The sequence below is a fragment of the Cohnella sp. CFH 77786 genome, assembly GCF_019400745.1.
Taxonomy (GTDB): Bacteria; Bacillota; Bacilli; order Paenibacillales; family Paenibacillaceae; genus Cohnella.
Map to the genome: position 1 here is coordinate 1 of NZ_WJIB01000026.1, position 25,224 is coordinate 25,224.

23 protein-coding genes are annotated in these 25,224 nt (G+C 59.7%); 2 read left to right on the forward strand and 21 right to left on the reverse strand.

Going from position 1 to position 25,224, the window contains the following annotated elements:
* Nucleotides 1-844: 844 nt before the first annotated feature.
* From GE107_RS25065 to GE107_RS25145, 17 genes are all read right to left on the reverse strand, one after another.
* Nucleotides 845-2,173, reverse strand: a complete 1,329-nt coding sequence (locus tag GE107_RS25065; RefSeq protein WP_219644338.1) for an LLM class flavin-dependent oxidoreductase — start codon at nucleotides 2,171-2,173, stop codon at nucleotides 845-847.
* A gap of 22 nt (nucleotides 2,174-2,195) precedes the next feature.
* A complete protein-coding gene (locus tag GE107_RS25070; RefSeq protein ID WP_219644339.1) occupies nucleotides 2,196-2,732 on the reverse strand; it encodes a GNAT family N-acetyltransferase in 537 nt (178 codons plus the stop codon).
* A 23-nt stretch (nucleotides 2,733-2,755) separates the two neighbouring features.
* Nucleotides 2,756-3,256, reverse strand: coding sequence for a DinB family protein (locus GE107_RS25075; protein ID WP_219644342.1), 501 nt, complete (start codon nucleotides 3,254-3,256; stop codon nucleotides 2,756-2,758).
* Nucleotides 3,257-3,270: 14 nt separating this feature from the next.
* Nucleotides 3,271-4,449 carry an N-methyl-L-tryptophan oxidase gene (solA, locus tag GE107_RS25080; RefSeq protein WP_219644344.1) on the reverse strand — a complete coding sequence of 393 codons (1,179 nt, stop codon included), beginning with the start codon at nucleotides 4,447-4,449 and terminating at the stop codon, nucleotides 3,271-3,273.
* Nucleotides 4,442-5,686, reverse strand: coding sequence for an amidohydrolase (locus GE107_RS25085; protein ID WP_219644346.1), 1,245 nt, complete (start codon nucleotides 5,684-5,686; stop codon nucleotides 4,442-4,444). The genes solA and GE107_RS25085 overlap by 8 nt, the downstream gene beginning before the upstream one ends.
* Nucleotides 5,683-6,693, reverse strand: a complete 1,011-nt coding sequence (locus GE107_RS25090; protein WP_219644349.1) for an LLM class flavin-dependent oxidoreductase — start codon at nucleotides 6,691-6,693, stop codon at nucleotides 5,683-5,685. The genes GE107_RS25085 and GE107_RS25090 overlap by 4 nt, the downstream gene beginning before the upstream one ends.
* A gap of 21 nt (nucleotides 6,694-6,714) precedes the next feature.
* A complete protein-coding gene (locus tag GE107_RS25095; protein ID WP_219644351.1) occupies nucleotides 6,715-7,467 on the reverse strand; it encodes an amino acid ABC transporter ATP-binding protein in 753 nt (250 codons plus the stop codon).
* Complete coding sequence (locus GE107_RS25100) at nucleotides 7,464-8,174, reverse strand: amino acid ABC transporter permease (protein WP_219644353.1); 711 nt, start codon at nucleotides 8,172-8,174, stop codon at nucleotides 7,464-7,466. Before GE107_RS25100 ends, GE107_RS25095 begins: the two co-directional genes overlap by 4 nt.
* Nucleotides 8,164-8,955, reverse strand: a complete 792-nt coding sequence (locus tag GE107_RS25105) for an amino acid ABC transporter permease (protein ID WP_219644356.1) — start codon at nucleotides 8,953-8,955, stop codon at nucleotides 8,164-8,166. The genes GE107_RS25100 and GE107_RS25105 overlap by 11 nt, the downstream gene beginning before the upstream one ends.
* A 77-nt stretch (nucleotides 8,956-9,032) precedes the next feature.
* Entirely contained in the window at nucleotides 9,033-9,893 is an 861-nt protein-coding gene (locus tag GE107_RS25110) for a transporter substrate-binding domain-containing protein (RefSeq protein ID WP_219644358.1), read from the reverse strand.
* Between the two features lie 405 nt (nucleotides 9,894-10,298).
* Entirely contained in the window at nucleotides 10,299-10,868 is a 570-nt protein-coding gene (gene ssuE, locus GE107_RS25115; RefSeq protein ID WP_219644359.1) for an NADPH-dependent FMN reductase, read from the reverse strand.
* Nucleotides 10,869-10,898: 30 nt separating this feature from the next.
* On the reverse strand, nucleotides 10,899-11,801 hold the full coding sequence (locus tag GE107_RS25120) for a LysR family transcriptional regulator (RefSeq protein ID WP_219644362.1): 903 nt from the start codon (nucleotides 11,799-11,801) through the stop codon (nucleotides 10,899-10,901).
* A 207-nt stretch (nucleotides 11,802-12,008) separates the two neighbouring features.
* Complete coding sequence (locus GE107_RS25125; RefSeq protein WP_219644364.1) at nucleotides 12,009-12,854, reverse strand: carbohydrate ABC transporter permease; 846 nt, start codon at nucleotides 12,852-12,854, stop codon at nucleotides 12,009-12,011.
* Nucleotides 12,855-12,908: 54 nt separating this feature from the next.
* The gene (locus tag GE107_RS25130) at nucleotides 12,909-13,790 is read right to left on the reverse strand and encodes a carbohydrate ABC transporter permease (RefSeq protein WP_219644366.1); all 882 of its coding nucleotides are present in this window, start codon (nucleotides 13,788-13,790) and stop codon (nucleotides 12,909-12,911) included.
* 127 nt (nucleotides 13,791-13,917) lie between these two features.
* Nucleotides 13,918-15,270 carry an ABC transporter substrate-binding protein gene (locus tag GE107_RS25135; protein ID WP_219644369.1) on the reverse strand — a complete coding sequence of 451 codons (1,353 nt, stop codon included), beginning with the start codon at nucleotides 15,268-15,270 and terminating at the stop codon, nucleotides 13,918-13,920.
* Between the two features lie 147 nt (nucleotides 15,271-15,417).
* Nucleotides 15,418-17,007, reverse strand: coding sequence for a response regulator transcription factor (locus tag GE107_RS25140; protein ID WP_219644371.1), 1,590 nt, complete (start codon nucleotides 17,005-17,007; stop codon nucleotides 15,418-15,420).
* Nucleotides 17,004-18,824 (reverse strand): sensor histidine kinase, encoded by a 1,821-nt coding sequence (locus GE107_RS25145; protein ID WP_219644373.1) that lies wholly within the window; start codon nucleotides 18,822-18,824, stop codon nucleotides 17,004-17,006. The genes GE107_RS25140 and GE107_RS25145 overlap by 4 nt, the downstream gene beginning before the upstream one ends.
* A 384-nt stretch (nucleotides 18,825-19,208) precedes the next feature.
* Between GE107_RS25145 and GE107_RS25150 the strand changes: the two genes are divergently transcribed.
* Together GE107_RS25150 and GE107_RS25155 are read left to right on the forward strand one after the other, a co-directional pair.
* On the forward strand, nucleotides 19,209-19,721 hold the full coding sequence (locus tag GE107_RS25150; RefSeq protein WP_219644375.1) for a TetR/AcrR family transcriptional regulator: 513 nt from the start codon (nucleotides 19,209-19,211) through the stop codon (nucleotides 19,719-19,721).
* 67 nt (nucleotides 19,722-19,788) lie between these two features.
* Nucleotides 19,789-20,295, forward strand: coding sequence for a DUF4188 domain-containing protein (locus GE107_RS25155; protein ID WP_219644377.1), 507 nt, complete (start codon nucleotides 19,789-19,791; stop codon nucleotides 20,293-20,295).
* Between the two features lie 51 nt (nucleotides 20,296-20,346).
* Here GE107_RS25155 and GE107_RS25160 read toward each other — a convergent pair whose 3' ends face one another.
* From GE107_RS25160 to GE107_RS25175, 4 genes are all read right to left on the reverse strand, one after another.
* Nucleotides 20,347-21,168, reverse strand: a complete 822-nt coding sequence (locus GE107_RS25160) for a carbohydrate ABC transporter permease (protein ID WP_219644433.1) — start codon at nucleotides 21,166-21,168, stop codon at nucleotides 20,347-20,349.
* Nucleotides 21,169-21,170: 2 nt separating this feature from the next.
* A complete protein-coding gene (locus tag GE107_RS25165) occupies nucleotides 21,171-22,055 on the reverse strand; it encodes a carbohydrate ABC transporter permease (protein ID WP_219644380.1) in 885 nt (294 codons plus the stop codon).
* Nucleotides 22,056-22,137: 82 nt separating this feature from the next.
* Nucleotides 22,138-23,469 (reverse strand): ABC transporter substrate-binding protein, encoded by a 1,332-nt coding sequence (locus GE107_RS25170; RefSeq protein WP_219644382.1) that lies wholly within the window; start codon nucleotides 23,467-23,469, stop codon nucleotides 22,138-22,140.
* Between the two features lie 110 nt (nucleotides 23,470-23,579).
* Nucleotides 23,580-25,223, reverse strand: coding sequence for a response regulator (locus GE107_RS25175; RefSeq protein WP_219644384.1), 1,644 nt, complete (start codon nucleotides 25,221-25,223; stop codon nucleotides 23,580-23,582).
* Nucleotide 25,224: the final 1 nt, after the last annotated feature.

The following is a 25,224-nucleotide window of genomic DNA, read 5'->3' on the forward strand; positions in this document are numbered from 1 at the left end:
ATGTGGGCAATGGAACTTGAAGACCGATCTGCGTTTTACAGGGCGCTGTAATCGCTAGAAAAACATACCTATCCTGCGAACGATGTAATTTTTGTGGGGCAGACTCCAGAATTAAGGGGCCTAGCCGCTAACCGGGTTTTTCCGGGTTACAGCGGGGATTTCGCCGCTTTGGGACGCTCTAACCGGGTTTTTCCGGGTTACAGCGGGGATTTCGCCGCTTTGGGGCGCTCTAACCGGGTTTTTCCGGGTTACAGCGGGGATTTCGCCGCTTTGGGACGCTCTAACCGGGTTTTTCCGGGTTACAGCGGGGATTTCGCCGCTTTGGGACGCTCTAACCGGGTTTTCCGGGTTAATGCGTGAACAACACTACAGTAAGTAGTTGCACGTCGTCGTTATTTCGGCAGGTCGGCGAGAATGCCGGCAAATATGTGGCGCTGCGTCGGGTCGGCGAGACTACCTCGAAACAGGGCGCAGCGTCGGGTCGGCGAGACTGATTCGAAACAGGGCGCTGCGTCGGGTCGGCGAGACTGCCGCGAAACAGGGCGCTGCGTCGGGTCGGCGAGACTGATTCGAAACAGGGCGCTGCGTCGGGTCGGCGAGACTGCCGCGAAACAGGGCGCTGCGTCGGGTCGGCGAGACTACCGTGATACAGGGCGCAGCGTCGGGTCGGCGAGACTGCCGCGAAACAGGGCGCAGCGTCGGGTCGGCGAGACTGCCGCGAAACGGCGAAACGGAAACCGGCATTCTCCGCGAGAACGCCGGTTTCTGCGCTTCCTTTCCGCCGGAGCTGTCCGCCCCTTCCGCAGGCCTCCGAGGCGCGACGCCTCATCATCAATTCCGCCTGTCAGCTGGTCACTTTCCCCCTCGCGTAACGGTTCTCCGGTATCGGAAGCCCCAGGTTGCCGCGCAGCGTATCCGACTCGTACTCCGTGCGGTAAATCCCCCGTTGCTGAAGGATCGGCACGACCAGGTCCACGAAATCGCTCAAGCCGCTCGGTAGCGCAGAGTGGATGATGAAACCGTCGGCAGCCTCCTCCTCGTGCCAGCGCTGAATGAGGTCGGCGATCCGCTCCGGCGTGCCGACGAATTCCCCGCGGGGCGTCGCCGAGCGAAGCGCGACCTGGCGCAGCGTGAGCCCCTGCTCCTTGGCCGTCCGCTTGATTTTGTCCGTCCCGCTCCGAAAGCTGTTGCTCCCGAGATCGCCGAGGTCGGGGAACGGCTCGTCGAGCGGATACTGCGAGAAATCGTGATGGTCGAAGAACCGCCCGAGGAAATCGAGCGCTTTGTCGATCGACACCAGGCTCGCGATTTCCTCGTATTTGCGCTCGGCTTCCTCCTCCGTCCGGCCGATGATCGGCCCGATGCCGGGGAAGATGGCGATCTCGTCCGGCGACCGTCCGAGCGCCGCTGCCCGCCCTTTCACGTCCCGGTAGAACTCCCGCGCTTCCTCGATCGTCTCGTGCCCGGTGAAGACGGCGTCGGCACTTCGGGCCGCAAGGTTTTTGCCGCTTTCGGAGGAGCCCGCCTGGAAAATGACCGGGTGTCCCTGCTTCGAACGCGCGATGTTGAGCGGGCCTTCCACCGAGAAGTACTTGCCCTTGTGATTCAGGCGATGCATCTTGGCCGGATCGAAGAACACGCCGGACTCCTTATCCCGGATGAACGCGCCGTCCTCCCAGGAATCCCAGAGCCCCCGAGCGACCTCCAAAAATTCTTCCGCGATCCGGTAGCGTTCGTCATGGCTGGGATGCTCGGTTTTCCCGTAGTTGCGGGCCGAACCTTCCAGCGGTGAAGTGACGACGTTCCACCCCGCGCGTCCTCCGCTGATGTGGTCGAGGGACGCGAATTGCCTGGCGACCGTGAACGGCTCGCTGTACGAGGTGGACAGCGTGCCGACCAGGCCGATCCGCGAGGTGACGGACGCCAGCGCGGACAGAATCGTGACCGGCTCGAACCGGTTGAGGAAATGGGGGATCGATTTCTCCGTGATGTACAAGCCGTCCGCGATGAACAGCAGATCGAAAAGCCCTGCCTCCGCCGTCAAGGCCTGCTGCTTGTAGAAGCCGAAATTGACGCTGGCGTCGGCCGGAATCTCCGGATGGCGCCAGGCCGAAATGTTGCCCCCTACCCCGTGGATGAGAGCTCCGAACTTGATCTTTTTGCGGACCGCCATGTTTCTCTCCTCCTCCTCTTCCTTATGCCCGCGCCTCCAGCAGCGCGGATTCTCTTAAGCGAAGCCTATAGCTCTTAACCAGCCTTTCCCCGTTGTAAAACTCTTTGTCGAACGCTCTCTCGAACCCGAGCCTTTCGTACAACCGCACGGCGGATGCCATCATGTCGGAAGTGTGCAGGTGCAGCGTGTCGGCTCCCCACTCCAGCGCGCGTCTCGCGCTTTCCCGCAGCAGGGCCGTCGCGATGCCTTGCCCTCTCGCGCCCGGCGATACGGCCAGCAGCCGGACGATCGGCGATTCGATTCCGATATCGCGTCCGTACGCGGCGAGGGAGGAGTCGAACAGCAGCGCGCTGCCGACGATTTCGCCGTTCCGGTCGGCGACCAGCCTCGCCCTCGGCCCTTCGGCTTCCACGGAAGCCAGGATATCCTCGCGGTAAGCCGCCCATCGCTCCGGCGCCAAGACGCTCTCATACTGCTGATAGGCGTCCAGCAGTACTTTCCGGATCGCGTCCCGGTCGGAATTCCGCGCCTCGCGGATCGAAACTTCCGTTTCGGACATTCCCTCCCACCTCCCCGAAATCCTTACACCGCGCAGCCGGCGCCGAGCGGGGGATTTTCCGATATCCCTTTTTTGATGCGGTCGATCTGGCCCAGATGCCTATTCACGTGATCGATGAAGGCGTGGACGATCGCGGACAGCGTGACCGTCTCCCCTCGGAAATTGACGCCCGTCCTTCCCCATTCCTCTTCGGAGAGACGGACGAACAAATGGCCGTTATGGACCAATAAAGCCCGGAAAACGTTCAGGAATTCCTCCGCTTTCCCTGCGTTCGCTTTCTGGCCGGCTACCCAAGTGTCTTGGCTGAAAGCGGGCAGCCGCGCCTCCGAGCCCGACAGGATTTCGCGAATCCGGAAAGACACGACGATATTGTGGTCCGCCAGATGCGCGAGCACCTCCGTCACGCTCCATTTGTCCGGCGCCGGCTTGAAGCGGAGCTCCTCCTCCGACAAGCCCTCGATCGCATCAAGCAATTGGTCGTACGTTTTCAAATAGGACGCGAGATCCGCCGGTTTCTGGCTCATGTCCAACATCCTCCTCAAATTTGAAAATCGAGACGCTGCCGCGTTTCGTCAAACCGCCAATACGAGAACGGGCTCAAATCGAGATCCGTCGATCGGTCCACCGTCAAATCGGCCAAAGCTTCCCCCACCGCGCTGGCAAACTTGAAGCCGTGCCCCGAAAACCCTCCCGCCAGCAGGACGTTCGGATACGCGGGATGCGCGTCGATGACGAAATGTTCGTCGGGCGTCATCTCGTATTTGCATGCCGCGCCTCGAAGCAGCTTGCCCGCCGCTCCCGGCAAGTAAGCGTTCAAAGCTTGGCGCAAATCCGCTTCGTCTTCCGGATAGGCGCCGAACGGGGGAAACGACTCGCCCGGCGTCCATTCGGCTCCCCCGTCATGGCGGCCGATTTTCAGTCCCGCTCCGCCGATGTCCGGGAATCCGTAGTAGCCTCCTTCGGCCGTACCGATCGTAAATCCTGGAAACGCTCCGGCGCGGAAGCCATCGTTCCGCGTTTCGAACCACCCGACGGCTTTGCGGACGGAACGGATCGGCAAACGCACGAACGGCTCCAGCGTCCGAAACCAAGCGCCGGCGCACAAGATGATATTGTCCGCGTGGTACACCTCGTCTCCGGCGGCGACGAAAGCGAAAGCGTTGCCCGCCACCTTCACGTCCCGGACGAGCGTGTTCGTGAGCAGCACGGCTCCCGCTTCCAGAGCCAGCCTCCTGTAAGCCGCCACGCACCGTTCGCTGTGCAAGTAGCCCGCGTTCGGCTCGTACATCCCCCGGAAATCCTCCGGGACGGCGAACCCCGGCCACCGGTGCAGGATTTCCGCGGCGTCCAACAGCTCGACGCATACGCCGTTCCCCCTCGCGTCTTGCACGCGGCCTTCGAACGAACCGATCGCTTCCGTCGCCACATTCAATACGCCCGAGCGTTCCAGCAGCTTCTCCCCGGATAAAGCCTCCAGCTCGCGCCACTTGTCGTCCGCGCGCAGAGCGAGCCGCACGTACGCGTCCCCGCCATGGTAGGCGTGGCGGATCAGCCGCGGCTCCCCATGGTGGCTCCCGTGCGCATGGGGCGGGTTGAAAGCGTCAATGAGCAGCGTCTTCACGCCTCTCTTCACGAGATGGTAGCCCGCGCTCATGCCCATCGATCCGGCGCCGATGACGATGACCTCGTAAGATTTGGGAATGCCCGCATCAGCCATTCGGATCCACCGTCCCCGCGATCGCTTTCGCTTCCCTCGCCGGCCCCGTGCTTCTCCCCGTTCCGGCCCCCGCCTCCGTTGCCTCCTGCGCCTTCAGCTTCCCGATCGCGTCAACCGCCAGCGCCGCCAGGAATTTGGCGCCGATCGGCAGCGCCCGCTCGTCGACATCGAACGCGGGATGATGCCACTCCTGCGGTCCCGACGTCCCGAGAAACACGAAGAGCCCCGGGACTTGCTGCCGGTAGAAGGCGAAATCCTCCCCCGCGGGAGAGGGGAGCGGCGACACCACGTTCAGGCCGAGTCCCTCTGCCGTCCGTACGGCGGTTTCAGCCCATCCCGCGTCGTTGCGGACGGCCGGAGGTCCCGCGATCCAACGGACGGAAGCTTGCGTCCCGTAGGCCGCCGCGACGCCGTGCACCACTTGCTCGAACCGCTCGCGGACCTTCGTCCTCACCTTCTCGTCGAACGTGCGCAGCGTCCCGTCGAACGAAGCCTTGTCGGGAATGACGTTCCATGACGCTCCCCCCTGGAAGCGGGTCACGCTGAGCACGACGCTGTCCAGCGGGCTGACGTTCCGGCTGACGATCGTCTGCAGCGCCGTGACGATATGGGCCGCGCCGACGATCGGGTCGAGCCCCGCCTCCGGCACCGCCGCGTGGCTTCCCCGCCCCTCGACCTCCACCGCGAACCCGTCGGCTGCCGCCATGAGCGGACCCGCCTTGATGCCGACGGTGCCGACCGGCAAATCCGGCTTGTTATGCAGTCCGAAAATCGCCTGCACCCCCCGGAGCGCACCGCTCGCGATCACTTGCCCGGCTCCCAGCGCCTTCTCCTCCGCGGGCTGGAAGATCAGGCGGACGGTGCCCGCCAGCTCGCGCTCCCGCTCCTTGAGCAGCAGCGCGGCCCCGAGCAGCGCCGCGGTATGGAAGTCATGCCCGCAGGCATGCATGCGGCCGGGTACCGTGGAAGCGAACGGCAGGCCGGTCTTCTCCTGTACGGGCAGTGCGTCGATATCCGCGCGCAACGCCACCACGGGACCGCCAAGCAAGCCTCCGACCTCCGCGATAACGCCGGTTTTGAGCGGATACTCCACGATCCGGATGTCCGCTTCCCCCAGCCAGCCGCGGATCGTTGCCGTCGTCTCGTATTCCTCCAGCGAGAGCTCCGGATGGGCGTGCAGATGCCGCCGGGCCGCCGCCAGCCGCCGTTCCAGCGTTTCCACCGCCGGCGCGCTCATACCGGCAGCTCCTCGAACGCTTCAAGCAGAAGCTCGAACGACCGGATCCGCTTGGCGAAATCCCCGAGAATGGTCGTAAAAAGAAACTCCTCCACGCCGTACGCCTCCTTGAGCTCCAGCAGCCGTTGACGCACCGTCTCCTTCGTGCCTTTGGCGATGTCCGCATCCCGGACTTCGGCCGTGTACGACTCGCCGGCCTGGCGGGCGAACTCTTCCGCTTGCTCCGGCGAACCGACGTTAACCGTTTTTCCGCTGGCCAGCGTCACGCGAACGCTTTTGAAGCTTCCGGCCAGCTCGGCGGCCTCTTCCTCGGAATCCGCGACGATCGCGGAAAGCGCGAGGATCGCGTACGGCTCGGTTCCCCGGGAACGGTTGAACCGTGCCCGATAGGTCTCGAACGCGATCCTCGCCGTCTCATAGTCGCTGTTGATGAACAGCGCGAACGCGTACGGGTATCCCCGTTCGGCCGCCAGCTCCGCGCTCGATACGCTCGTTCCGAGCAAGTAAAGGTCGGCGGGCTGCGCCGGCACCGGGCTGGCCTGAATGCCGGCGAGCGGGTGAGCCTCCTCCGTCCGTCCGGACAAGTATCCTTCGAGCTCCGCCAGCTTCTCCGCGAGCGGCCGGCTTTCCGCCGTCCCCTGCTGCAGCGCCCTCGTCGACCGCGGGAGCCCGCCCGGCGCCCGGCCGATGCCGAGGTCCACCCTGCCGGGGGCCAACGAAGCGAGCACGTTGAAGTTTTCCGCTACTTTATAGGGACTATAATGCTGCAGCATCACGCCTCCCGAGCCGACCCGGATTTTCTCCGTATGGGCCAGCAGATGGCCGATGAGCACCTCGGGCGAAGAGCCCGCCGTCTGGGGGGAATCATGGTGCTCCGCCACCCAGAACCGGCGAAACCCGCGCCGCTCCGCGAACTTGGCCAGCTTGACGGTGTTTTGCAGCGCTTCGGACGCGGTTTGTCCGGGGAACACGATGCTTTGGTCGAGAATGCCGAATGGGATCCCCACGCCTATCCACTCCTGTCCTTCTTAGATCGAATAAACCCCTTCGGGCGTAAAACGTTTCAGGAACTGCTTCGTCCGCTCTTCCTTCGGAGAGGTGAAAATCTCGTTCGGACGGCCTTCCTCCACCACAACGCCCTCGTCCATGAAGATAACGTGGTTCGCCACATCCTGCGCGAAGCCCATCTCATGGGTCACGATGATCATCGTGATGCCTTCCTTCGCGATTTTGCGGATGACCGCCAGCACTTCTCCGACGAGCTCCGGATCCAGCGCCGAGGTCGGCTCGTCGAAGAGGATGACCTCGGGGTTCAATGCAAGCGCGCGGGCGATGCCGACCCGCTGCTGCTGTCCGCCCGACAGCTGGCTCGGATAGGCGTCCAGCTTCGCCCCGAGTCCCACCTTCTCGAGCAATTGCACGCTGCGCGCCCGCGCTTCCTCCTTCGGTACCTTTTGCACGACGACGAGTCCTTCCATCACGTTTTCGAGCGCGGTTTTATGCCGGAACAGGTTATATTGCTGGAACACCATCGCCGTCCGTTTGCGCAGCTCTCGGATGTCTTTTTTGGAAGCCGCTCTGCAATCGACTCGGCAATCGCCGATGCGGATTTCTCCTCCGCCGGGTTTCTCTAGATAGTTGATGCAGCGGAGCAGCGTCGTTTTGCCCGAACCGCTCGGGCCGAGGATGACCACCACTTCGCCCTTCTCCACCGTAAGGCCGATGCCTTTCAGAACCTGCTGGCGCCCGAACGATTTGGTAATGCCCTTAAGCTGGATCATGCGACACCGCCCCGGTAGTAAATGTTGATTCGTTTCTCCACCAGGGCGGACGCTCTTTCGATCAGCAGCGTCAACCCCCAATAGATCAGGGCGGCTGCCAAATAAGCGTCGAAAAACTTCCAGTTGGTGGAGGCAACGATCTGGGCTTTCGCCGTTACTTCCACGACGGAAACCGTAAAAGCCAGCGACGAGGCATGCAAAATGCCGACGACGAGGTTGGACACGTTGGGCAAGCTGGCCGCGAACGCCTGGGGAACGACGATTCGGCGGAGCGCCTGCCCCGTCGTCATGCCGATCGAATGGGCCGCTTCCAGCTGGCCCCGATTGACCGCGAGCAGTCCGGACCGGATGACTTCGGACGCATAAGCGCCCGCCGTGATCGAGAAAGCGATGAACGCGAATGCGATCATCGGAATCGAGGAGGACCGAAATGCCCATCCGAACTGCTTCGACAAAGCATCCACACCGAGCGACAGTCCGAAATAAATGAGCAGCAAATGCGTGATCATCGGGGTTCCCCGGATGAAAATGACGTAAGCCGCCGCTACCTCGGACAAAACGGGCACACGGAACGTCCGGATCAAGGCCGCCGCCGTACCGATGACCAGGCCGCAGACGACGGATACCGCCGTGATGAGCAGGGTTGTCGGGATAACGGACAATATCTGGACGAACGCGGTCCAAATGAATGACGGATCAAGCTTCATAACCTTGCCTCCTTCCGCCCGGCGGGAACTCCGGGGAATAGCGGCGCCATTGGAGCTTCTTCCATGAACGGAACCGCTTCCGGGCCTCGCTTTCTTGCCGCTCATGCTTCAGCAGCCGGCGTTCGGCCCGCAGCAGAAGCTTCTCCATCGTGAAGCAGACGGCGAAGTAAACGAGGGCGAGCGCCAAGTACGCTTCGAGGAAATGCTGGGTCAGCGTGGTCAGCGACTGCGCTTTCCCGGTCATTTCCATCACGCCCAGCGTGAAAGCCAGCGACGTTTCTTTCGTCAACGCCAGCAGCAGGTTCGAGAACACGGGCAAGGCGATCGCGATGGCCTGGGGAAACACGATTCTCGTAAAGGCGCGGTATCCGGTCATCCCGACCGCGTAGGCCGCTTCCACCTGCCCCCGGTCCACCGCCGTGACGGCCGCCCGGATCATTTCGCATACGGATGCTCCGGCGTGGAGTCCGTAGGTCAGAATCACGAACACGATCACGGGGGTTTTGGAGATATCCGCGCCCGCCTGCTTGAGCAGCTCCGGCAACCCGAAGTAGAGCAAGAACAGCTGGATCAGGATGGGCGTGCCGCGGAAGAAGGAGACATACAGCCGGGAAACGCGCTGCAGGACGGGGACGCGGTAGAGACGGGGAAGGGCGGCGAGCAAGCCGACCGCCAGCCCGAGCAGCAGCGACCCCGCCACGATCGACAGCGTCGTCCCGAGCGTCGAGAGCAGCTTCGGGATGAAATGAAAGACATAACCAATGTCGAAGGGCTGTTCCATCCCGTATTCACCGCCTTTCCCCGGACCGGAGGGGGCGGGCAAGCCCCCTGGCCGTCCTTGTTATGGAACCGCCCATCCTATTTCGTGAAATCCTGGCCGAGCCACTGGGTGCTCAGTTTGCCAAGCGTGCCGTCCGCTTTGATCTCCTGGATCGCCCCGTCGATGTCGTCCGCCAGCTTCTGCGATTCGGCGTCCCCTTTGCGGAAGACGAACAGGATATCCGCTTCGCTGAGCGGTTCGCCCACCGTCTTCAGCTTTCCTTGCGGATCGATGAGCGGGAGCACGAAATCGGCGCCCAGCGTCGCGTCCACGCGGCCGGTGGAGATTTGGCTCACCGTATCGTTCGCCGCGCCGTTCTGGTACACGATGTTGATTTTCTTCTCGTGGTCCTTGTTGTAGTTCTCGAGAATTTGGGCTTCCGCGCTGGTCGCGCTCGTCAGCACCTTCTTCCCGGCCAAGTCGTCCAGGGAATGGACGGAGTCGTTGTCCTTGGCGACGATGATCTTGTTTTTCCAGTGCGCGTAGGGCACTTTGTTGAAAAGGTACTTCTCGGTACGCTCGGGGTTTTTCTCGAACTCATGCGCCCCGAAGTCGATTTTCTTCGTCTCCAGGCTGAGCAGGATATTGGAAAACTCCAGCGTCTGAAGTTCGAATTCGTATTGCGGCAGGCGCTTGTCGATTTCCCGGACCAGCTCGACGTCGAAGCCGGTCAGCTTGCCGTTTTCGTCCAGAAAGGCGACCTTGGGAAACTTCGTTCCCGTCCCCACGATGATTTTCTTCGCCTGCGCGGGCTTATCCGATGCAGCCGGCGCCGAATCGTTCGCGGAAGGCGCCGCGGCGTCCGCCTTGCCCCCGGATCCGCCTTCATTGTTCCCGCAGCCGGTCGCGATGACCGCCAATACAAGACTGAATGCGATGGCTAACGTTCTTTTTTTCATGTGCTCTTCTCCTCCGGTTCCCTCTTCGGTCGATTAAACTCATAATTCCGACCCGATTAGTTAGTTTTATTTCTGTTGTTTCACTTTACCATCCACGTTCCTCGAAGGCTAATAGAGATATTCGATACAGCGATTCAACAATCCGATTGAAGTGTAGCACCGCCGTTATTCGGCCGAAGGCCAGCGCGAGCGCCGGATAGCGGAACCGGGTTCCGTTGTTTCGGCGGGTTCCCGCACTGCAGGCAATGTAGCGTTCTGCGAGGACTTTTTCGGCGAACGCAAAAAGGACCTTACTTTTCCGCGAAAAGTAAGGTCCTCGCTGGATCCCATCCACCCAGTCTATCCCGTCCCCTCGGATTGCCCAGCCGACAAGGCTATCCCATCCGCTCCGATGATTACCGCCGATCAGGAAACGCCGGCCGGCTGCTGCCGCTTCCGAAACTCCAGCCACCGGAGCTCCTCTGCAAACTCGTCCGCGGCGCGTTCAAGCCGGGTCTGCAGCTCCTCCGACAGCGAGAAGCCGCCGTTCTCCCGCTTCTCCACCCATTGGTCGACGGCGTACACGCCTCCGAGCACATGCCGGCCCCCGAGCGCCGAAATGACCGGCTTCAAGGCGTACTCCACGCTGAGCAGATGGGCGATCGTCCCTCCGATGAACAGCGGCAGCGTGATTTTGCCCTGCAGGCCGGTTTGCGGCAGCAAGTCCAGGAATGCTTTCAGCAAACCGGAATAAGAAGCCTTGTAAACCGGACCTGCGATCACGACGCCATCCGCCTGTTCGACCGCGGCAATCGCCCGCAAGAGCGCCGCGTCCTTGAAGTCGGCTTGCAGCAGCGCTTGCGCCGGCAGCTCCGCGGCCCGGATCGTCTCGATCCCGAACCCCGCCGCGCTCCATTTGTTCTCCACGTACCCGATGATGCCGTTCAGCCGGGAGCCCGGATTCGGACTTCCCGCGATGACCGCGATTCGGCTCATTTTCCATACCTCCGTCTTCTGATCTCGCTCTTAACTTGCCGTTACGGCCTTCTTCTCCGACCGAAACGCCTTGCCAGCCTCCAGGATCGTCTCGATGAACGGGACGTGCTCCCCATATTGGGAAATGACGTTCGTCTGAAGCGCGATGCCTTCCGTTTCCGGCAAAGGCACGGCGAACAGCTTCTCCTCCGCGACTTCCCTTCTGACGCTCAATCCCGGGAGAAACCCGATCCCCACCTTTTGCAGGACCAGCTTTTTGGCCATTTCCGAGTTGTCGGTCTGGATCTGGATGTTGGGAGGCTGCTCCAAACTTTCGAAAATCCGGTGGATCCGCAGCCAGTCCAGCGCCCCGCATTCGAAGAACACGAGGGGCTGCTCCGCGATCTTCTCCACCGTTACGCGTTCTCCTCCCAGGAAAGGATGTCCTTCATACGCGTAAAGCCGGATCGGATCCTCGTAAAATTTGATCGACTGCAGGTGCGGATGGTTGACGTTGCGGACGAAGCCGATATCCACTTCCTTGTTCAACGCCTTGTTTACAATATCGTCCGTCGTGCCCGTGACGAATTTATAGTGGATGTCCGGATAATTCCGCTTCAGACGGGGGAGCAGCTCCGGGATGATGTAGTTGGATACCGACACCGTGCAGCCGATCTTGAGTTCCGAGGGAAGCGAGTTTTTCCGGTTGATGTGGAGCTTGCCCTTCCGGTAGGTCAGGATGATCTGCTGGGCGTAAGGCAAAAACCGTTTTCCCTCCTCCGTGACCTGGATCTGCTTGCCCATCCGGTCGAACAGCCTGCAGTCGAGCTCCCGTTCGAGCGATTGGATCCGCGCGGTGACGGAGGGCTGGGACAAGTACAAAGCCTCGGCCGCTTTGTTAAAGCTGCCGTAATGGATCACGTACACGAAGGCCTCGATATTTTCGATATTCACCTCCCACCCCTCCTTCAAACCATAATATTTTACTTTTCCAATAAAATAACTCGGAATTAATCGTTTGTAAAGCACCTTCTGCAAGAAAAGATTTGCCGCGGCCGAGATCCTCCCCCCGTCTGACGCGGACAACAACAAACATCCCCGGCCGCCAAGCCGAGGATGCACGATACTTATCCGAACTTTATACCATCCGATCTCCGCCGTTCACCCTTTGACCGCGGATCCGACCGTCAACGCGCTTTCCACCTTTTCGCTGAAAAACACATACAGCAGCACGGTCGGCAAGCTGGCCATCGTCATGACCGCGCCCATCGCTCCCCAGTCCGTCGTAAACTGTCCTTGGAAGAACAGCAGCCCGAGCGGCAGCGTCTTCAGCTCCTCCTTGGAGATCAGGATCAAGGCGAGCGGAAATTCGTTCCATGCCGACAGGAAGACGAAGATGATCATCGTCGCGATGGCCGGCCGCACGATCGGAAGCATAATGCTCCAGAACGTCCGGTAGATGCTCGCGCCGTCCATGCAGGCCGATTCTTCCAATTCGAACGGAATCGTGCGGAAAAATCCGTAAAATACCAGCGTCGCAAACGAAAGATTAAACGCGATGTACGGAACGATCAGCGACAGAAGAGAGTTCGCCAGGTGGATGTCCCGCATGAGCACGGCGAGCGGAAGCAGGATCACTTGGACCGGAATGAACAATCCGACGACCATGTACATGCGGGCCGTCTCGCGAAACCGCCAGCGCATGCGGGCGGCCGCGTAGGCAAACATGACCGACAGCACGATCGCCCCCGCCACGGTAGCCGCCGATACGAGCACGCTGTTCAGGAAATAGACGGGAACCTGAAAGCTGTGCCAGGCCGTCGAGTAGTTCTCGAACCGCGGCGACAGAGGAGGTCCGAACGGGTTGGTGACGAAGATCTCGTTATTGTCTTTAAGCGAATAGAAGACCATCCACAGCAAGGGATAAACGGATAAGACCGCGTAGATCCACATGAGCAGTTGGGACAACGGCGCCTGCCTTCTCAGGCGGATCATCCAGGTATGCATGCCGCTAACCTCCTGACATCAGGATCTTTGAGCAGAGCTCAAAGTCACTCCGCATTAATAGACGATCCGGTCGCGCGCGACGAGCCGGTTAATGAGCAGCGTAACGATCAGGCATTCGATGACGAGCACGACCGCCGACGCGCTTCCGTAGCCGAATTCGTTGATCCGGAAGGCGGAACGGTACATCAGGTAAGTCAGCGTATACGTCGAGGTACCCGGACCTCCGCCCGTCATGATGAACATTTGGGCGAAAGCGCTGAGTCCCCCGGTAACCGCCAGCACGAGGCAGAAGCGGTAGGTTTCCCGCAGCAAAGGAACGGTGATCAGCCAGTGCGCCTTCCATTTGCTCGCCCCGTCGATCCGCGCCGCCTCGAGAAAATGCTCCGGGATCGATTTCACCGCCGCGAACAGCAAGGCGAAATGGTAGCCCATGAAATGCCAGGCGTTCACCATGGCGATCGCGTAAATCGCTTTGTCCGGGTCGCTCAGCCAGTCTTGCCGGTAGGACATGCCGAAAGCCTGGAACAGCCGGTTCAGCAGCCCGTATTCCCCGTTGTAGACGGCCATCCATAATTGGCAGACGACCGTCACCGACAGCACGACGGGAATGAAGAAGCTGATACGGAGCCATTTGCGGCCTTTCACGTAGGCGTCCGCCACGCCGAACGCCAGCAGCGTTCCGACGCCGATCTGGAACACGGCGATGATGACCGCGAAGATGAGCCCGTTGTAGACGGACGTCCGGAACAATTCGTCCTGGAACAGCTCCTTATAGTTGTCGAGAAAGAGGAAGGTTCCCGGATTCAGTCCGTCCCACTGGAACAGGCTCCGGTACAGCGTCTGCAGAAGCGGCCAGAAGACGATGACCGAGTACAGAAGCAAGGCCGGGAGGATGAAAACGGCGACCGCCGCCCGATTGCCGAGAAATTTGTTCATAACGCTCTTCCCTTCTGTTCCTCCAAGTAAAAACGACTTCGTCGTCCTCTTAGAGAACCGTATCGCCCCGGAAAGCACTCACACCGCGCAAGCACGCGGTGTGAGCCTTACCGGCGGGCCGGTTTCCTTATTGCCCGATCGCCTTGTCGACTTCTTTGACGAACTGCTCCGCGGAAGTTCCGGCCAGGAGCGATTGCGACGCGTCTTCGATCGCCGCTTTGAATTTCGGGTTCGACAATCCCCAGGCGAACGCGGTCGATTTCATGTCCGGGATCACCTTCGCCAGCTCCTGCATCATCGGCGGATATTGCTTGACGATCGGTTTATCCACCTTCGTGGCCACGATCGGCGTTCCGCGCTCCGTGTACTTGAACTCGGCATACTTGCGGGACATGAACGCCGCGACCTGAGCCGCCAGCTCCACATGCTCGCTCTTCGGGTTGACCGCGTAGCCCCCGGGGCCGCCGCCGCCGCTGAATACCAGCTTCGAGGATTCATAGCCGGCGGCATCCATCCCCGGATAGAACATCCAGGCTACTTTGTCGCCAAGCGCTTTGGTGGACGCTTCGATTTCCCATTGGCCGTTCAGGAACATCGCCGCTTTGCCTTCATAGAACAGCGCTGCCGCCTGGTCGTAGTTCATGTTGGTCGCGCCTTTGGCCAGCAGGCCCGCTTTAACCAGCTCGGCAAGCTTCTCGGCAGCGGTTTTGTAGGCGGGATCGCTTGCCTTCGCCTGCCCTTTGTCCAGCTTCGTGATGCCCGCCGGATCGAGACGGGACGCGAACACGTCGTACAACGCGACATCCGGCCATTTTTCCTTGGCGAACATGGAGAGCGGAATGATGCCGTTCTTCTTGAACGTTTCGACCGCCGTTTTCCACTCGTCGAAGGTGGTCGGCACTTTGACGCCGAACTTCTCGAACAGCTCTTTGTTGTAGTAGAGAAGGATCATTTCGTTGCCTGCGTACGGGAACGCGTAGATATGGCCGTCATCCGTCACCAGCGTATTCATCGCGCTCGGCTGCATCGCGTCCTTGAAGCCGAATTTGTCCGCGTATTCGTCAAGCTGCTGAATATTGCCGGATTGCTTGAACGTATTGATGATATCCAAACCCGCCTGGTAAATGTCCGGCAGATTGCCCGTCGCGGCGTACGTCTTCAGCTTCTGGCCGTCGTCCTGTGCCTGGATGTCCAGCTCCAGCTCGACGTTCGGCATTTCTTTCTTCAGCTCGGCCACCGCGTAGTCGTAAGGCAATTTGGTGTCTTCATCGGCGTACTGGGCGTAAATCCTCAGCTTGACCTTCTCCGCGCTTGCCGATGCACTCGGCGAAGCGGCTGCGCTCGATTCGCTGCCGCTCGGGGATGCCGAACCGGCCGAAGGAGAAGCGTTGCTGCCGTTTGTGGAACCGGATCCGCCGCATGCGGCCGCCGTAAAGGCAAGCAAAGCGATGAGCAGGATCGCTCCCGTTTTTCTGATCATCTCGTGGACCTCCCGCTTGAAACTTCTGATTGGCTTACGAGGTTCATTATAAGAAACGGTTCCGCCGAGAGTAATGGAAAAACCGATTGTGATTTGTACTTTCCGCTTGAGTTCGCTTCAGAACGCTTCCGTTCGATTCGGGCCTCCTTAAGGCTTTGAGCCTTTCGCCGCATTCTCGTATTCGCTGGGCGAGACGCCAAAGAATTTGCGGAAGCTCCGGCTGAAATAACCGGGATCCGCGAATCCGACCCGTTCCGCCACGTCGGACAGCCGAAGCGGCCCGCCGATCAGCGCTTTGGCCCGCGTCATTCGGACATGGATGATGTATTCTCCCGCCGTCATTCCGTACGCTTTCTTAAAGACCGCTCTCAGGTAGCTGGGATTGACGAAAACGTGCGCCGCCACCCCTTCGACCGACAACTCCGGATCGCCGTAATGCTGCTCGATATATTGACGCGCGTTCTTCGCAATGACGGCCGAACGCGTCTGCTTGTGCCGGCCCACATATTCGAGAGCTTGGCGGAACAGCGATTTCATCCACGCTTTGACTCCTTCCGACGTTTCCATCCGGCGGATCTCGGCATAGGGAAAGAAATGCTCCCCGAAGCAATCCTCGATCGGATGGCCCGCCTCGGAGACGTGGGACAAGCAGACCGAAACCCAACCCATGCAGGCCACATAGGTCAGGTCCAAAGACAGCCTTCGGTCCCGAATGACGGCAAACAGCTCTTCCAGTTTCCCGTTCAGCCCTTCCCAATCGCCCATTCGGAGCATGTGGGCCAGCGTTTCGTTCGTATCGGCCGGAAATGCGGTCCCCGCACCAGGCGATTCGAGATCCCCATACGCGATGACCCGGTCTTCCCCCAGCATGAATTTGCTCTGCAGAGCCTGCCGCGCCTCCTCGAAGGAGCGGCGGATTCCGCTGACGCCTTCGCGGCAGGTGCCGACGCCGATCGTAACGGTCAATTTGAGGTATTTGCGGATATACCGGCAAACCTTCTCATATCCTTCGAGTCCGGCACGCGAGGTCCGGCTGTCTCCGTTCTCTTGCCTCAGACAGACGATCCGGCCTTCCGGTCCGTGGAAAACGAGCAGTTCCCCTTCTTCCTCCATCGTTTCCCGCAAAATGTTCTCCACCGCGAATTTCCAAAGCTGGCGTTCCGCGGATTCGTTCCACCGTCGCTCCATGTGGTCGATTTCGATGCACGCCGCCGTATGCTTGGCACCGAGCTTCACGCCCAGCTGTTTCAAACGCTCGGCAAGTCGTTCCGCCGGCTCGGCAGCTTCCCCCGATATCAGGCGGTTCAAGATGCTTTCCGCCATCAGCTGCCGGTCTGCCTGCTCGGTTTGCCTTGCCTCCAGGGTGTCCCGGTATTTCTGCCGGCACTTGAGCAGGGTCAGAACGAGCTCGTCCTTGGAGAACGGCTTGAGGATGTAATCCTCCACTCCGAGCCGGATCGCGGTCCTTGCGTAATCGAATTCGTTATGGCCGGTCACGAGGATGATGTCCATAAGCGGATACCGTTTTTTCAATTCTTCCGTGAGCGCAAGACCGTCCATGAGCGGCATATTGATATCGACCAGCGCCAGATCCGGCTTCATCCGCTCGGAGAGCTCCAGCGCTTCCACTCCGTTTCGCGCTTCTCCGCAAATCCGGAATCCCAAGGCTTCCCAATCCAGGGCCTGCCTCAGGTAGTCCCGAAAAATCGCTTCGTCGTCCGCAATCAGGATGTTCATGCTTTCCCCTCCTCCTCTGCCTCCCGGGCTTCCGGCTGCGCAGGACTTACCGGCAGGACGGCGACAACGGACGTGCCCCGGCCCGGTTCCGAATCGATCCGCAGCCCGTACGGTTCACCGAAATAGAGCCGGATCCGATCCTGCACGCTGCGCAGTCCGAAAGACGGCCCCCCGGGACTCTTCTGCTCCTGCGCCCAAATCGAGGCGACGGTTTCCCGGTCCATGCCTATGCCGTCGTCCTCCACTTTCAGCCATACGTTGTTCTTGGACAATTCGCCGGTAATCGTCAAGAGGCCGAAGCGTCCGGAAGGTTTCAGCCCGTGGTAGATCGCGTTCTCCACCAGCGGCTGAAGCGTCAGCTTCAGCATCGGATAGTCATGGAGCTCCGGGGGCACTTCGATTCGGTAATCGAACACGTCGGAATACCGGATCCGCTGGATGGCCAAATAATCGCGCACGTTGTGGATTTCTTCCCCGACCGTGATGATCTCCCGGCCTTTGCTGAGCACGATCCGGTAATAATCGGCCAGCGCTTTGGTCGTCCTCTGCACGTCCCGATGCCGCCCCATCTCGGTCAACGTATAGATGACGTCCAGGGTGTTATACAGAAAATGAGGCTTGATCTGCGATTGGATGAGCGCCAGCTCGTATTCCCTCTTAAGGCGCTGTTCGTTGCGCACGCTGCGGAGCAGCTCGCGGATCCGCTCGATCATCCCGTTGAAGCCGGATCCGAGAAGGGCGATTTCGTCGCGGCCCCGGGTCTCGAAACGGTAATCGAGCGAGCCGTCCTGCACTTTGCGCATCGTGCGGGTCAGCCGGACCAGCGGGGTCGCGATCGTGCGGGACAACAACCCGGCTCCGAGCAGGACGAGCAGCAGGCAGCCTGCCCCAAGCGCCGCGATGAACAGGCTCACCTTGCCCGTATCCTTGGTGAGTTCCCCCACCGGTACGCGGGTGACCAGCACCCAGCCCAGCTGGTTCAGCCGATGGGCAACGGATAACTCTCCGCCTTCCCGAAACGTCCGGTCCGGGTCGTCCGGCCGGGTCAGCGCGGCCCACTCGCGCAATTCGGGTTTATCCACGGCCGTAAGCAGCTTGTCTTGATCGGTGGCGGAAACGATCCGGCCCGTGCTGTCGATCAGCATGTGGGGCGCTTGGAATTCCTGCCCGACGGCGGGAAAAATGCCGGACAGATGTTTCTCGTCCACGTTGAGGATCAACCACCCCAGCGTTCTCCCGGTGTTGATCTCGATCACTTTCTTCCCCAAAGTCAGAACGGTCTGCTTCTCCGTGCGGACCAAGTAGTCCCGCTGCTGCATGCCGAACCACAGATTCGCGCCGCTTGACTTCCGCAGCGTTGCAAGCATGTCGCTGGAGAGGAACTTGTCAGCCCTGTCTTGCAAGGAACGGTGGGAAGGATAAACGCGGCCGCGGACGTCGACGAAAGCCGCCGAATCGACATCCGGAAACACGAGCAGCGCAAAGCTGAGCTGATTGACGATCAAGGCCGTATACCGCGGGTCTTCCTCCGCTCCGGGCTCGCCTTCCTCGGACACGACGCGGTTCAGGCTCAGGGTGAGACTGTTCGCGCTGCTTTCGGCGTTTTGCAAGATCCCCTGGATTCGGGTCGAGATCAGGCGGGAGTCGTCCATGACGCTTTGGACGGTTTTGTTCACGATCGATTGCGTGTAAATCCGGTTGGACACGTAGCCCAGCAGGAATAGTGGCAGCACCACGAGCGGAATATAAATGATGATGATCTTGTTCCGGATCGTACGGCTGCGGAACCAGTCCGGTATTCGGATATCGGGCCTCATTCGGCGCACGTCCCTTTCTCGCTAGGCGAGCTTGGTGTTGTAATCGCTATCTTAACGGGGAAGTCCGGGGAGCGTCAACCTGATTGGCGCCATGGAAAACTTTAGCGCTTTAGAATGACCACCCCCGCACGGAAATGAAAAGATCGCCCTCCGCCTGGCCAAGATGTCCAGTTAGAGATGCGATCTGCTTCAATAACCTGAAAACCTTTCGCCCGCCCGTCGGTCTCATGGTAAGGAGCAGGCTTCGCTTGCCCAAATCGCTAGAAGAATTATAAACTCTGGAAATCCAAGCGGAAAGCAATCTGATTGTAAGGAAATTGTTGACGGATAGCGACGGTTCGTGTATTTATTAATTAATAAATAAAAAAGGAGAGACATCAAGAAGTGGCCAAAGAAGACCGAAAACAGCAAATTGTCGAAGCAGCCATAACCGTCTTCGCCAAGCAGGGATATTACAAGACGACGACCGCACATATCGCTCAGGCAGTAGGGGTTACGCAGCCGTATGTGTTTCATTTTTTCAAAACGAAAGAAGAGCTGTTTATCGCAGTGCTGCAGCAGTCCGTACAGCGTATTGCAGGCATATTCAGGGAAGTTGAGGCGCCTGCGGAGCAACTGATAGAACAGATGGGCACAGCGTTCTATGGCCTGTTGGAAAAACACCGGGACGAAACGCTTCTGTCGATGCAGGCGTTCACGACGGCTGAGCCGGTCATTCGTCAAAAGGTTCAGGAAGGATTTGCCCATATTCATCAGATGGTGAAGGGGAAATTCGAGCGAGCTCAGATTCCCCAGCCCGACTTTCAGGCTTCTAGCTTCATTGGCCTCGGGATAGTCGCGGTAATGTCGGAGTTGCTGGAGTTGCCCGAGCTTTCGCCTTACTGTAAGAAGAAATAACAAACCTTCGCCTATTTGTTAGGACTATATTTATTTATTAATCAACAATGAAGAGAGATGATGTTCGATGGCAAAAGTAATACCGGGAAGATACACAGCTCGTATGGAGGGGGATTTCGTCGTCTTCCTAATCGGCATGCGCGTCAATCGGCTCTGGGCCATACACAAGTGGCTACCGGTATTTCTGGCAATGGGACCGATGCTGCGGGAACTTTACACCAATCGCAAGCTCGGCTTCCGTGGCACGGAGTTCATGCTGGGCTGGCGCAGCGTCCATCTGCTCCAATATTGGGATTCGTATGAACAACTGGAGGCGTATGCCCGGGGTGGGCAGCATCTTACCGCATGGCGGAATTTCAATCGCAGGGTCGGAACGGATGGAACAGTCGGAATCTACCATGAAACCTTTAAGATCCGAGCCGGTGAGTATGAGTGCGTATACGGTAATATGCCGGTGTTTGGCCTTGCGAAGGTATCGGAGCATGTACCGGCTGTTGGCAAAATGGAAACGTCGCGCCGCCGCATGGGAGGGGAGAACGAGCCCGCCGTTCCGACACCGGTGAATCCTCAATAATCCCGTAACGCGATCGTTACGGGATTTGAGTTGCCGGCTGCACTCGGCGCTCTACCCCTTCACCGCGCCGTCCATCAATCCGGCGAACACGTACCTCTGGAAGAAGAGGTAGATCAGCACGGCCGGGAGCATGACGATCAGGATCGCCGCGGACAGCTCGTTCCAGAACGTCGCGCGTTCTCCCACGAACGTCATCAGCGCGGTGGACAGCGTATGCAGATCCTTGTCCGGCATGTACAGGAACGGAATATACATATCGTTCATGATTTCCACGACCTTGATGATCGCCAGCGTGGCTGCTGCCGGCAACATCAGCGGGAACGTGATCGAACGGAAAATCCGGAAGTACGACGCCCCGTCCATCATCGCGCTCTCGTCGAGCTGCACCGATATTTTCTCCATGAATTGGAGGAAAATGAAGATCTGCAGCAGATCGGTTCCCGCGTAAATGAGAATGGGGGCCATCAGCGTGTCGTACAGCCCGAGACCTTTGATGATTTGGAAACGGGCCACTTCCGTCGTGTAGTAAGGCACGATCATCGCGACGGTGAACATGGCGAAAATCAGCTTCCGGAAGCGGAAATCGAACCGGTTCAGAATGTAGGCCGTCATCGTGCCGAGCACCATGTTTGCGCCGACGCTGACCGCGATCAGGACTGCCGTGTTGCGGAAGCCGGTCAGGATATTGCCTTTCACGAAAGCCGCTTCCAGGTTGCCGAAATACAAGCTTTTCGGCAGCGCCAAGGGGGATGAAGCCGAGAGCTCGGCGGTCGGCTTGAACGCCGCGAACACGACGAGCGCCATCGGGATGAGCACGATGACCGTGATGAGCGCGAACAGGAGGTAATAGAACGGTTTGGCTTTCCAACCCATTGTCACGAGCGCCCGCCTCCCGTCGCCTGAAACAGTTTTTTCTGGATGTAGCTGAAGACGATGATCATGATCATAAGCAGGATCGCCATCGTGGAAGCGAGTCCGTAGTTGTTGAATTTGAAGGCGGTATCCACCGTGAACAGCGTGAAGGTGCTGCTGGCGTTGCCCGGTCCGCCCTGGGTGATGAGGAACGGAATGTCGAACACCTGGAGCGCTCCGCGCACGTTGAGGAACAGTACGATTTCGATGACGAGGCTCATGCCCGGGATCGTGATATACCACAGCTGCCTCATCGGTCCCGCGCCGTCGATTTTCGACGCTTCGTACAAGTCCTGGGGAATCGCCTGCAGGCCGGCCAGGAACAGGATGACGTGCAAGCCGCAGAACCGCCACAGCGATACCGCGATCAGCGAATAGTTGACGACGCCGGGATCGCTGAGCCACCGCTGGATCCAGGACTCCAGCCCGATGGATTGCAGGAACAGGTTGATCGGTCCGTTGATCGGATTATATAAATAGCTGAATACGTAAGCCACGGCCACCCCGTTGATCACATAAGGGAGAAAGACGATCGAACGGAAGAACGGATTCGCCCGGAGCTTCGCGTTGAGGAACACAGCTACCATGATTTCGAGAGGGATGAACAACGCGTGAATCAGAAAATACAGCCAGTTATTGTAGAGCGATTTCCACAGCTCGGGCATGCGGAACGCGTCCGCGTAGTTATCCAGTCCGACATATTCGAACGTTCTGCTGATCCCGTTCCAATCCGTGAAGCTCAGCTGCAGCAGCTTCGCCGTCGGATACAGCAGGAACAGGAGCAAGAGCGCGATCGGCAAGGCCAGGAAAGAGACGATAATCACTTTCTTCTGCATCGAGTAGCTCATTTAGGGTCTCTCCTCCGGGAAAGCTCGGGAAACGCCCCGTCCCTTAGCCTGGACCGGGCGTCTCCCGCCTTTCCTTTCTCTCTTACTTCGCGCCGGCGCGCGCCTTGCTCCACTTGTCGTTCAGCTCGGCGGAGATGTCGGCCAGCTTCTTGCCCGCCATCATTTCCTGTCCGATTTTCTTCCAATCCAGCTGCGTGGCGTTGATGAGATCGGTGTACTGCTGGTTGCCCGGCACGTACAGGAACGGCGTGATTTTGTTTTTGGCATAGAAATCATTCAGGAAAGGCACGTTCGCCGTGACGCCTTCCATGGCCGCGCCCAGCTTCGCTTTGTCCACGTAAGCCTGATGAACCTCCGGACTATAGAACCACTCCATGAATTTCTTCACGGCTTCCGGGTTTTTCGTGTTTTTGTTGATGGCATAGAAGTGGTCCGTGAACGTCATGACTTTGAGCTCTTCGCTTTCGCTGTCGCGGAGCGGCATCGGGAACGCCGCGAGGTCGTCGATGTTGCCGACCTTGGAGAGGTACGTGTCCAGGTACCATAGGCCCGCGGCGACGACAGCCGCCTGCTTGCTCTCGAACAGGCCGGTCGCCTGGTCCCAGCTGACGCCGAGCGGATCCGGGCCCATCACCTTGGCGTCGTACAAAGCCGCGATGCGGGAGTAGGCGTTATAGAACGGCGTGCCTTCCGAGAACGGTTTGTCCTGCGCGGCGATGGCGCTGAGGTAGTTCTCGTCGCCCGACATGATCTGGTGCATGAACTCGTTGAACGGATAGTCCGGCCAGCCGTCTTTGCCGCCCATCGCATACGGAATGTATTTCCCGTTTTCTTTCAGTTTGTTCAGGACGTCCATGAACTGCTGCCAGGTCGTCGGAACGTTCAAGCCGAGTTCCTGGAAGATGCTCGGATGGTAGTATACCAATTCCGGGAACGACACTGTCGGCATCGCCAGCACCTTGCCGTCCACCGCGTATTTCTTGGCGAACTTGTTCTTCGCCGTGATGCTCAGGTCGTCCAGCGGAAGCAGCTCCGACTTGAAGTCGTTGATGAAGTTCGGCTTCAGCTCGAAGAAGTCCGGCATTTCGTTCGCGGACAGGCGGACCTTCATCGCCTTCAGGTAGTCGCCGTCGTTTTTGAACGCTTCCAATTCCACGCTCACGTTCGGATCGACCTTGGAATACTCTTTCACCTTGGCGGTCAGGAAGTCAATGAACGAAGCGTTGACGTCCCACATCGCCATCTTGATCGTGATCTTCTCGCCGTTCGCTTCCGAAGCCGGTGCGGCGGACGCGGAACCGGAGCTTGCCGCCGTCTCTTCGTTCTCTTTGTCTTTGCTTTGGCCGCATGCCGCCAGCACGACGGATAGCGTCAGCAGGAGCGCCAGTATGGAGCCTGCCCAGCGTTTTGCCATGGATGTGAACCCTCCCAAAAATGTATGTTTGCGCTTTCATGGATCATTGTAAGCGGATTCGGGTTTCCGCTACATGACGATTTTTGTGCTTGCGTTGACATTTTTTGTGCTCACGGCCTCATCTCGTCCCTGTATTGCTGGGGGGTTCGTCCCGTCATTTTCTTGAAAATCCGGCTGAAATACTCCGGATTCGGATAGCCGACGCGCTCGGCGATTTCGAACAGCTTCATGCCGCCGCCCATGAGTTCGATCGCCTTCCGGACGCGAAGCCGGGTCAGGTAGACGATGAAGTTCTCGCCGGTTTCCTTCGCGAACTGCTTGCTCAGATGGCTTTCGGATACGCCGATCCATTCGCTGACTTGGCCGAGGGAAATCGGCTCCGGATAGTGCCGCTCGATATAGCGGATCGCTTTGTCGACGAGGCGGGGTGACGAATCCGCCGCGCGGCGCCGGGGGTCGAGCAGCGATGCCGCTTTGCCGGCCAAGTCCGACAGCCATTGCTCGATCTCCGCCAGCCGGTTCATCTGCAGAAGGCGTTCTGGAGGCGGGGGATCCTGCTCCGACAACGCATCCCAATCGAACCCATGCGCGCCTAGCAGCGCCCCGATCTCCCACAAGAGCGTGCGGATCGACTGCTTGACCTCCGCTCCGGGGCGCGTCCGGAAGCTTCTCCAATAACGGATGCCCCTCGCCCACTCCTCTTCCCAAGGTTCTCCATTCTCCAAGGCGCGAAGCAGCGGCTTGCGATCCCACGGATCCGCCTGCAGCCTCGCTTCCTCCGCCGTCGGCACTCCATGCTCCGGGTAAAACACCTTCCGCTCGGGCTCGTAGAAACGCAATCGGACCCATTCGCGGGCTTGCGCGTAACGCTCATTCCAGCCCGAAGGGCCTCGGACGGCATCCGACACGCCAATCCAGGCGGAGAGGTTCAAATATTGCTTCAAATGGCTGACCGCCCGGTCGATCGTTTCGGCAAGCCGGATTCGCCGTTTGTGCAGACTCATGGCGGCCGAGGGGGCGAACGTGATGAGCAGCGCGAATTCCTGCGCGCCCATCCGGAGGACGAGCGCCTCCGCGTGCCCGCTCTCGTCCGCGGCCTGGCGGACGGTATGCAGAATATACCTGGCCGTTTGGTCGTCCGGCCCGGCTCCCCCCGCCTGGCTGCCGGTCATATCCACTTCGATGCAAGCCACCGCCTGCTCCGAAGCTTCCGCCTCCCGCAGCCACCTGAGCCAGTCAACGTCGGACGCCAAGGCCGTCCTTGCCGGTCCCTCTACTCCCGAGAGGAGTTCCATAACCGCCTGCTCCCGAAGCTTGAGCCGCTCCGCCTGCCGTTCCTTCCGCAGCCGGTCGTCCTGCTGCAGCCTGTCCTTGAGCCGTGCCGCGGCTTTGCGGATCACCGCGTTCATCGGCCCCTGCTCCATCGTCGCCTTCACGATATAGTCGACCGCGCCGAGCAGGAACGCCTGCCGTACGTAGTCGTATTCCGGATAAGCGCTGAGCACGACCACGAGCGGCTTGGCCGGCATGTCCATTCGCCCGAGCCGCTCCAGGAATTCGATTCCGTCCATCTCCGGCATCCGGATATCGATGACGACGAGATCGATCCCGCCCTCGCGTTCGAGCAGCCGGAGCGCTTCGGCGCCGTCCGACGCTTCGGCGACGACTTCGCACTCATGCTCCTCCCAAGCGATCATTTCCCTTAAAGCGATGCGAACGAGCGGTTCGTCATCCGCCAATATCACGCGAAACACG

What these genes read in the sequence shown, in the direction of transcription:
- GE107_RS25135 (WP_219644369.1), bottom strand. Translation starts at nt 15,270, where the DNA reads ATGATCAGAAAAACGGGAGCGATCCTGCTCATCGCTTTGCTTGCCTTT.
- GE107_RS25170 (WP_219644382.1), bottom strand. Translation starts at nt 23,469, where the DNA reads ATGGCAAAACGCTGGGCAGGCTCCATACTGGCGCTCCTGCTGACGCTA.
- GE107_RS25070 (WP_219644339.1), bottom strand. Translation starts at nt 2,732, where the DNA reads ATGTCCGAAACGGAAGTTTCGATCCGCGAGGCGCGGAATTCCGACCGG.
- GE107_RS25130 (WP_219644366.1), bottom strand. Translation starts at nt 13,790, where the DNA reads ATGAACAAATTTCTCGGCAATCGGGCGGCGGTCGCCGTTTTCATCCTC.
- GE107_RS25110 (WP_219644358.1), bottom strand. Translation starts at nt 9,893, where the DNA reads ATGAAAAAAAGAACGTTAGCCATCGCATTCAGTCTTGTATTGGCGGTC.
- solA (WP_219644344.1), bottom strand. Translation starts at nt 4,449, where the DNA reads ATGGCTGATGCGGGCATTCCCAAATCTTACGAGGTCATCGTCATCGGC.
- GE107_RS25145 (WP_219644373.1), bottom strand. Translation starts at nt 18,824, where the DNA reads ATGAGGCCCGATATCCGAATACCGGACTGGTTCCGCAGCCGTACGATC.
- GE107_RS25125 (WP_219644364.1), bottom strand. Translation starts at nt 12,854, where the DNA reads ATGCATACCTGGATGATCCGCCTGAGAAGGCAGGCGCCGTTGTCCCAA.
- GE107_RS25085 (WP_219644346.1), bottom strand. Translation starts at nt 5,686, where the DNA reads ATGAGCGCGCCGGCGGTGGAAACGCTGGAACGGCGGCTGGCGGCGGCC.
- GE107_RS25095 (WP_219644351.1), bottom strand. Translation starts at nt 7,467, where the DNA reads ATGATCCAGCTTAAGGGCATTACCAAATCGTTCGGGCGCCAGCAGGTT.
- GE107_RS25155 (WP_219644377.1), top strand. Translation starts at nt 19,789, where the DNA reads ATGGCAAAAGTAATACCGGGAAGATACACAGCTCGTATGGAGGGGGAT.
- ssuE (WP_219644359.1), bottom strand. Translation starts at nt 10,868, where the DNA reads ATGAGCCGAATCGCGGTCATCGCGGGAAGTCCGAATCCGGGCTCCCGG.
- GE107_RS25100 (WP_219644353.1), bottom strand. Translation starts at nt 8,174, where the DNA reads ATGAAGCTTGATCCGTCATTCATTTGGACCGCGTTCGTCCAGATATTG.
- GE107_RS25065 (WP_219644338.1), bottom strand. Translation starts at nt 2,173, where the DNA reads ATGGCGGTCCGCAAAAAGATCAAGTTCGGAGCTCTCATCCACGGGGTA.
- GE107_RS25105 (WP_219644356.1), bottom strand. Translation starts at nt 8,955, where the DNA reads ATGGAACAGCCCTTCGACATTGGTTATGTCTTTCATTTCATCCCGAAG.
- GE107_RS25165 (WP_219644380.1), bottom strand. Translation starts at nt 22,055, where the DNA reads ATGAGCTACTCGATGCAGAAGAAAGTGATTATCGTCTCTTTCCTGGCC.
- GE107_RS25075 (WP_219644342.1), bottom strand. Translation starts at nt 3,256, where the DNA reads ATGAGCCAGAAACCGGCGGATCTCGCGTCCTATTTGAAAACGTACGAC.
- GE107_RS25160 (WP_219644433.1), bottom strand. Translation starts at nt 21,168, where the DNA reads ATGGGTTGGAAAGCCAAACCGTTCTATTACCTCCTGTTCGCGCTCATC.
- GE107_RS25140 (WP_219644371.1), bottom strand. Translation starts at nt 17,007, where the DNA reads ATGAACATCCTGATTGCGGACGACGAAGCGATTTTTCGGGACTACCTG.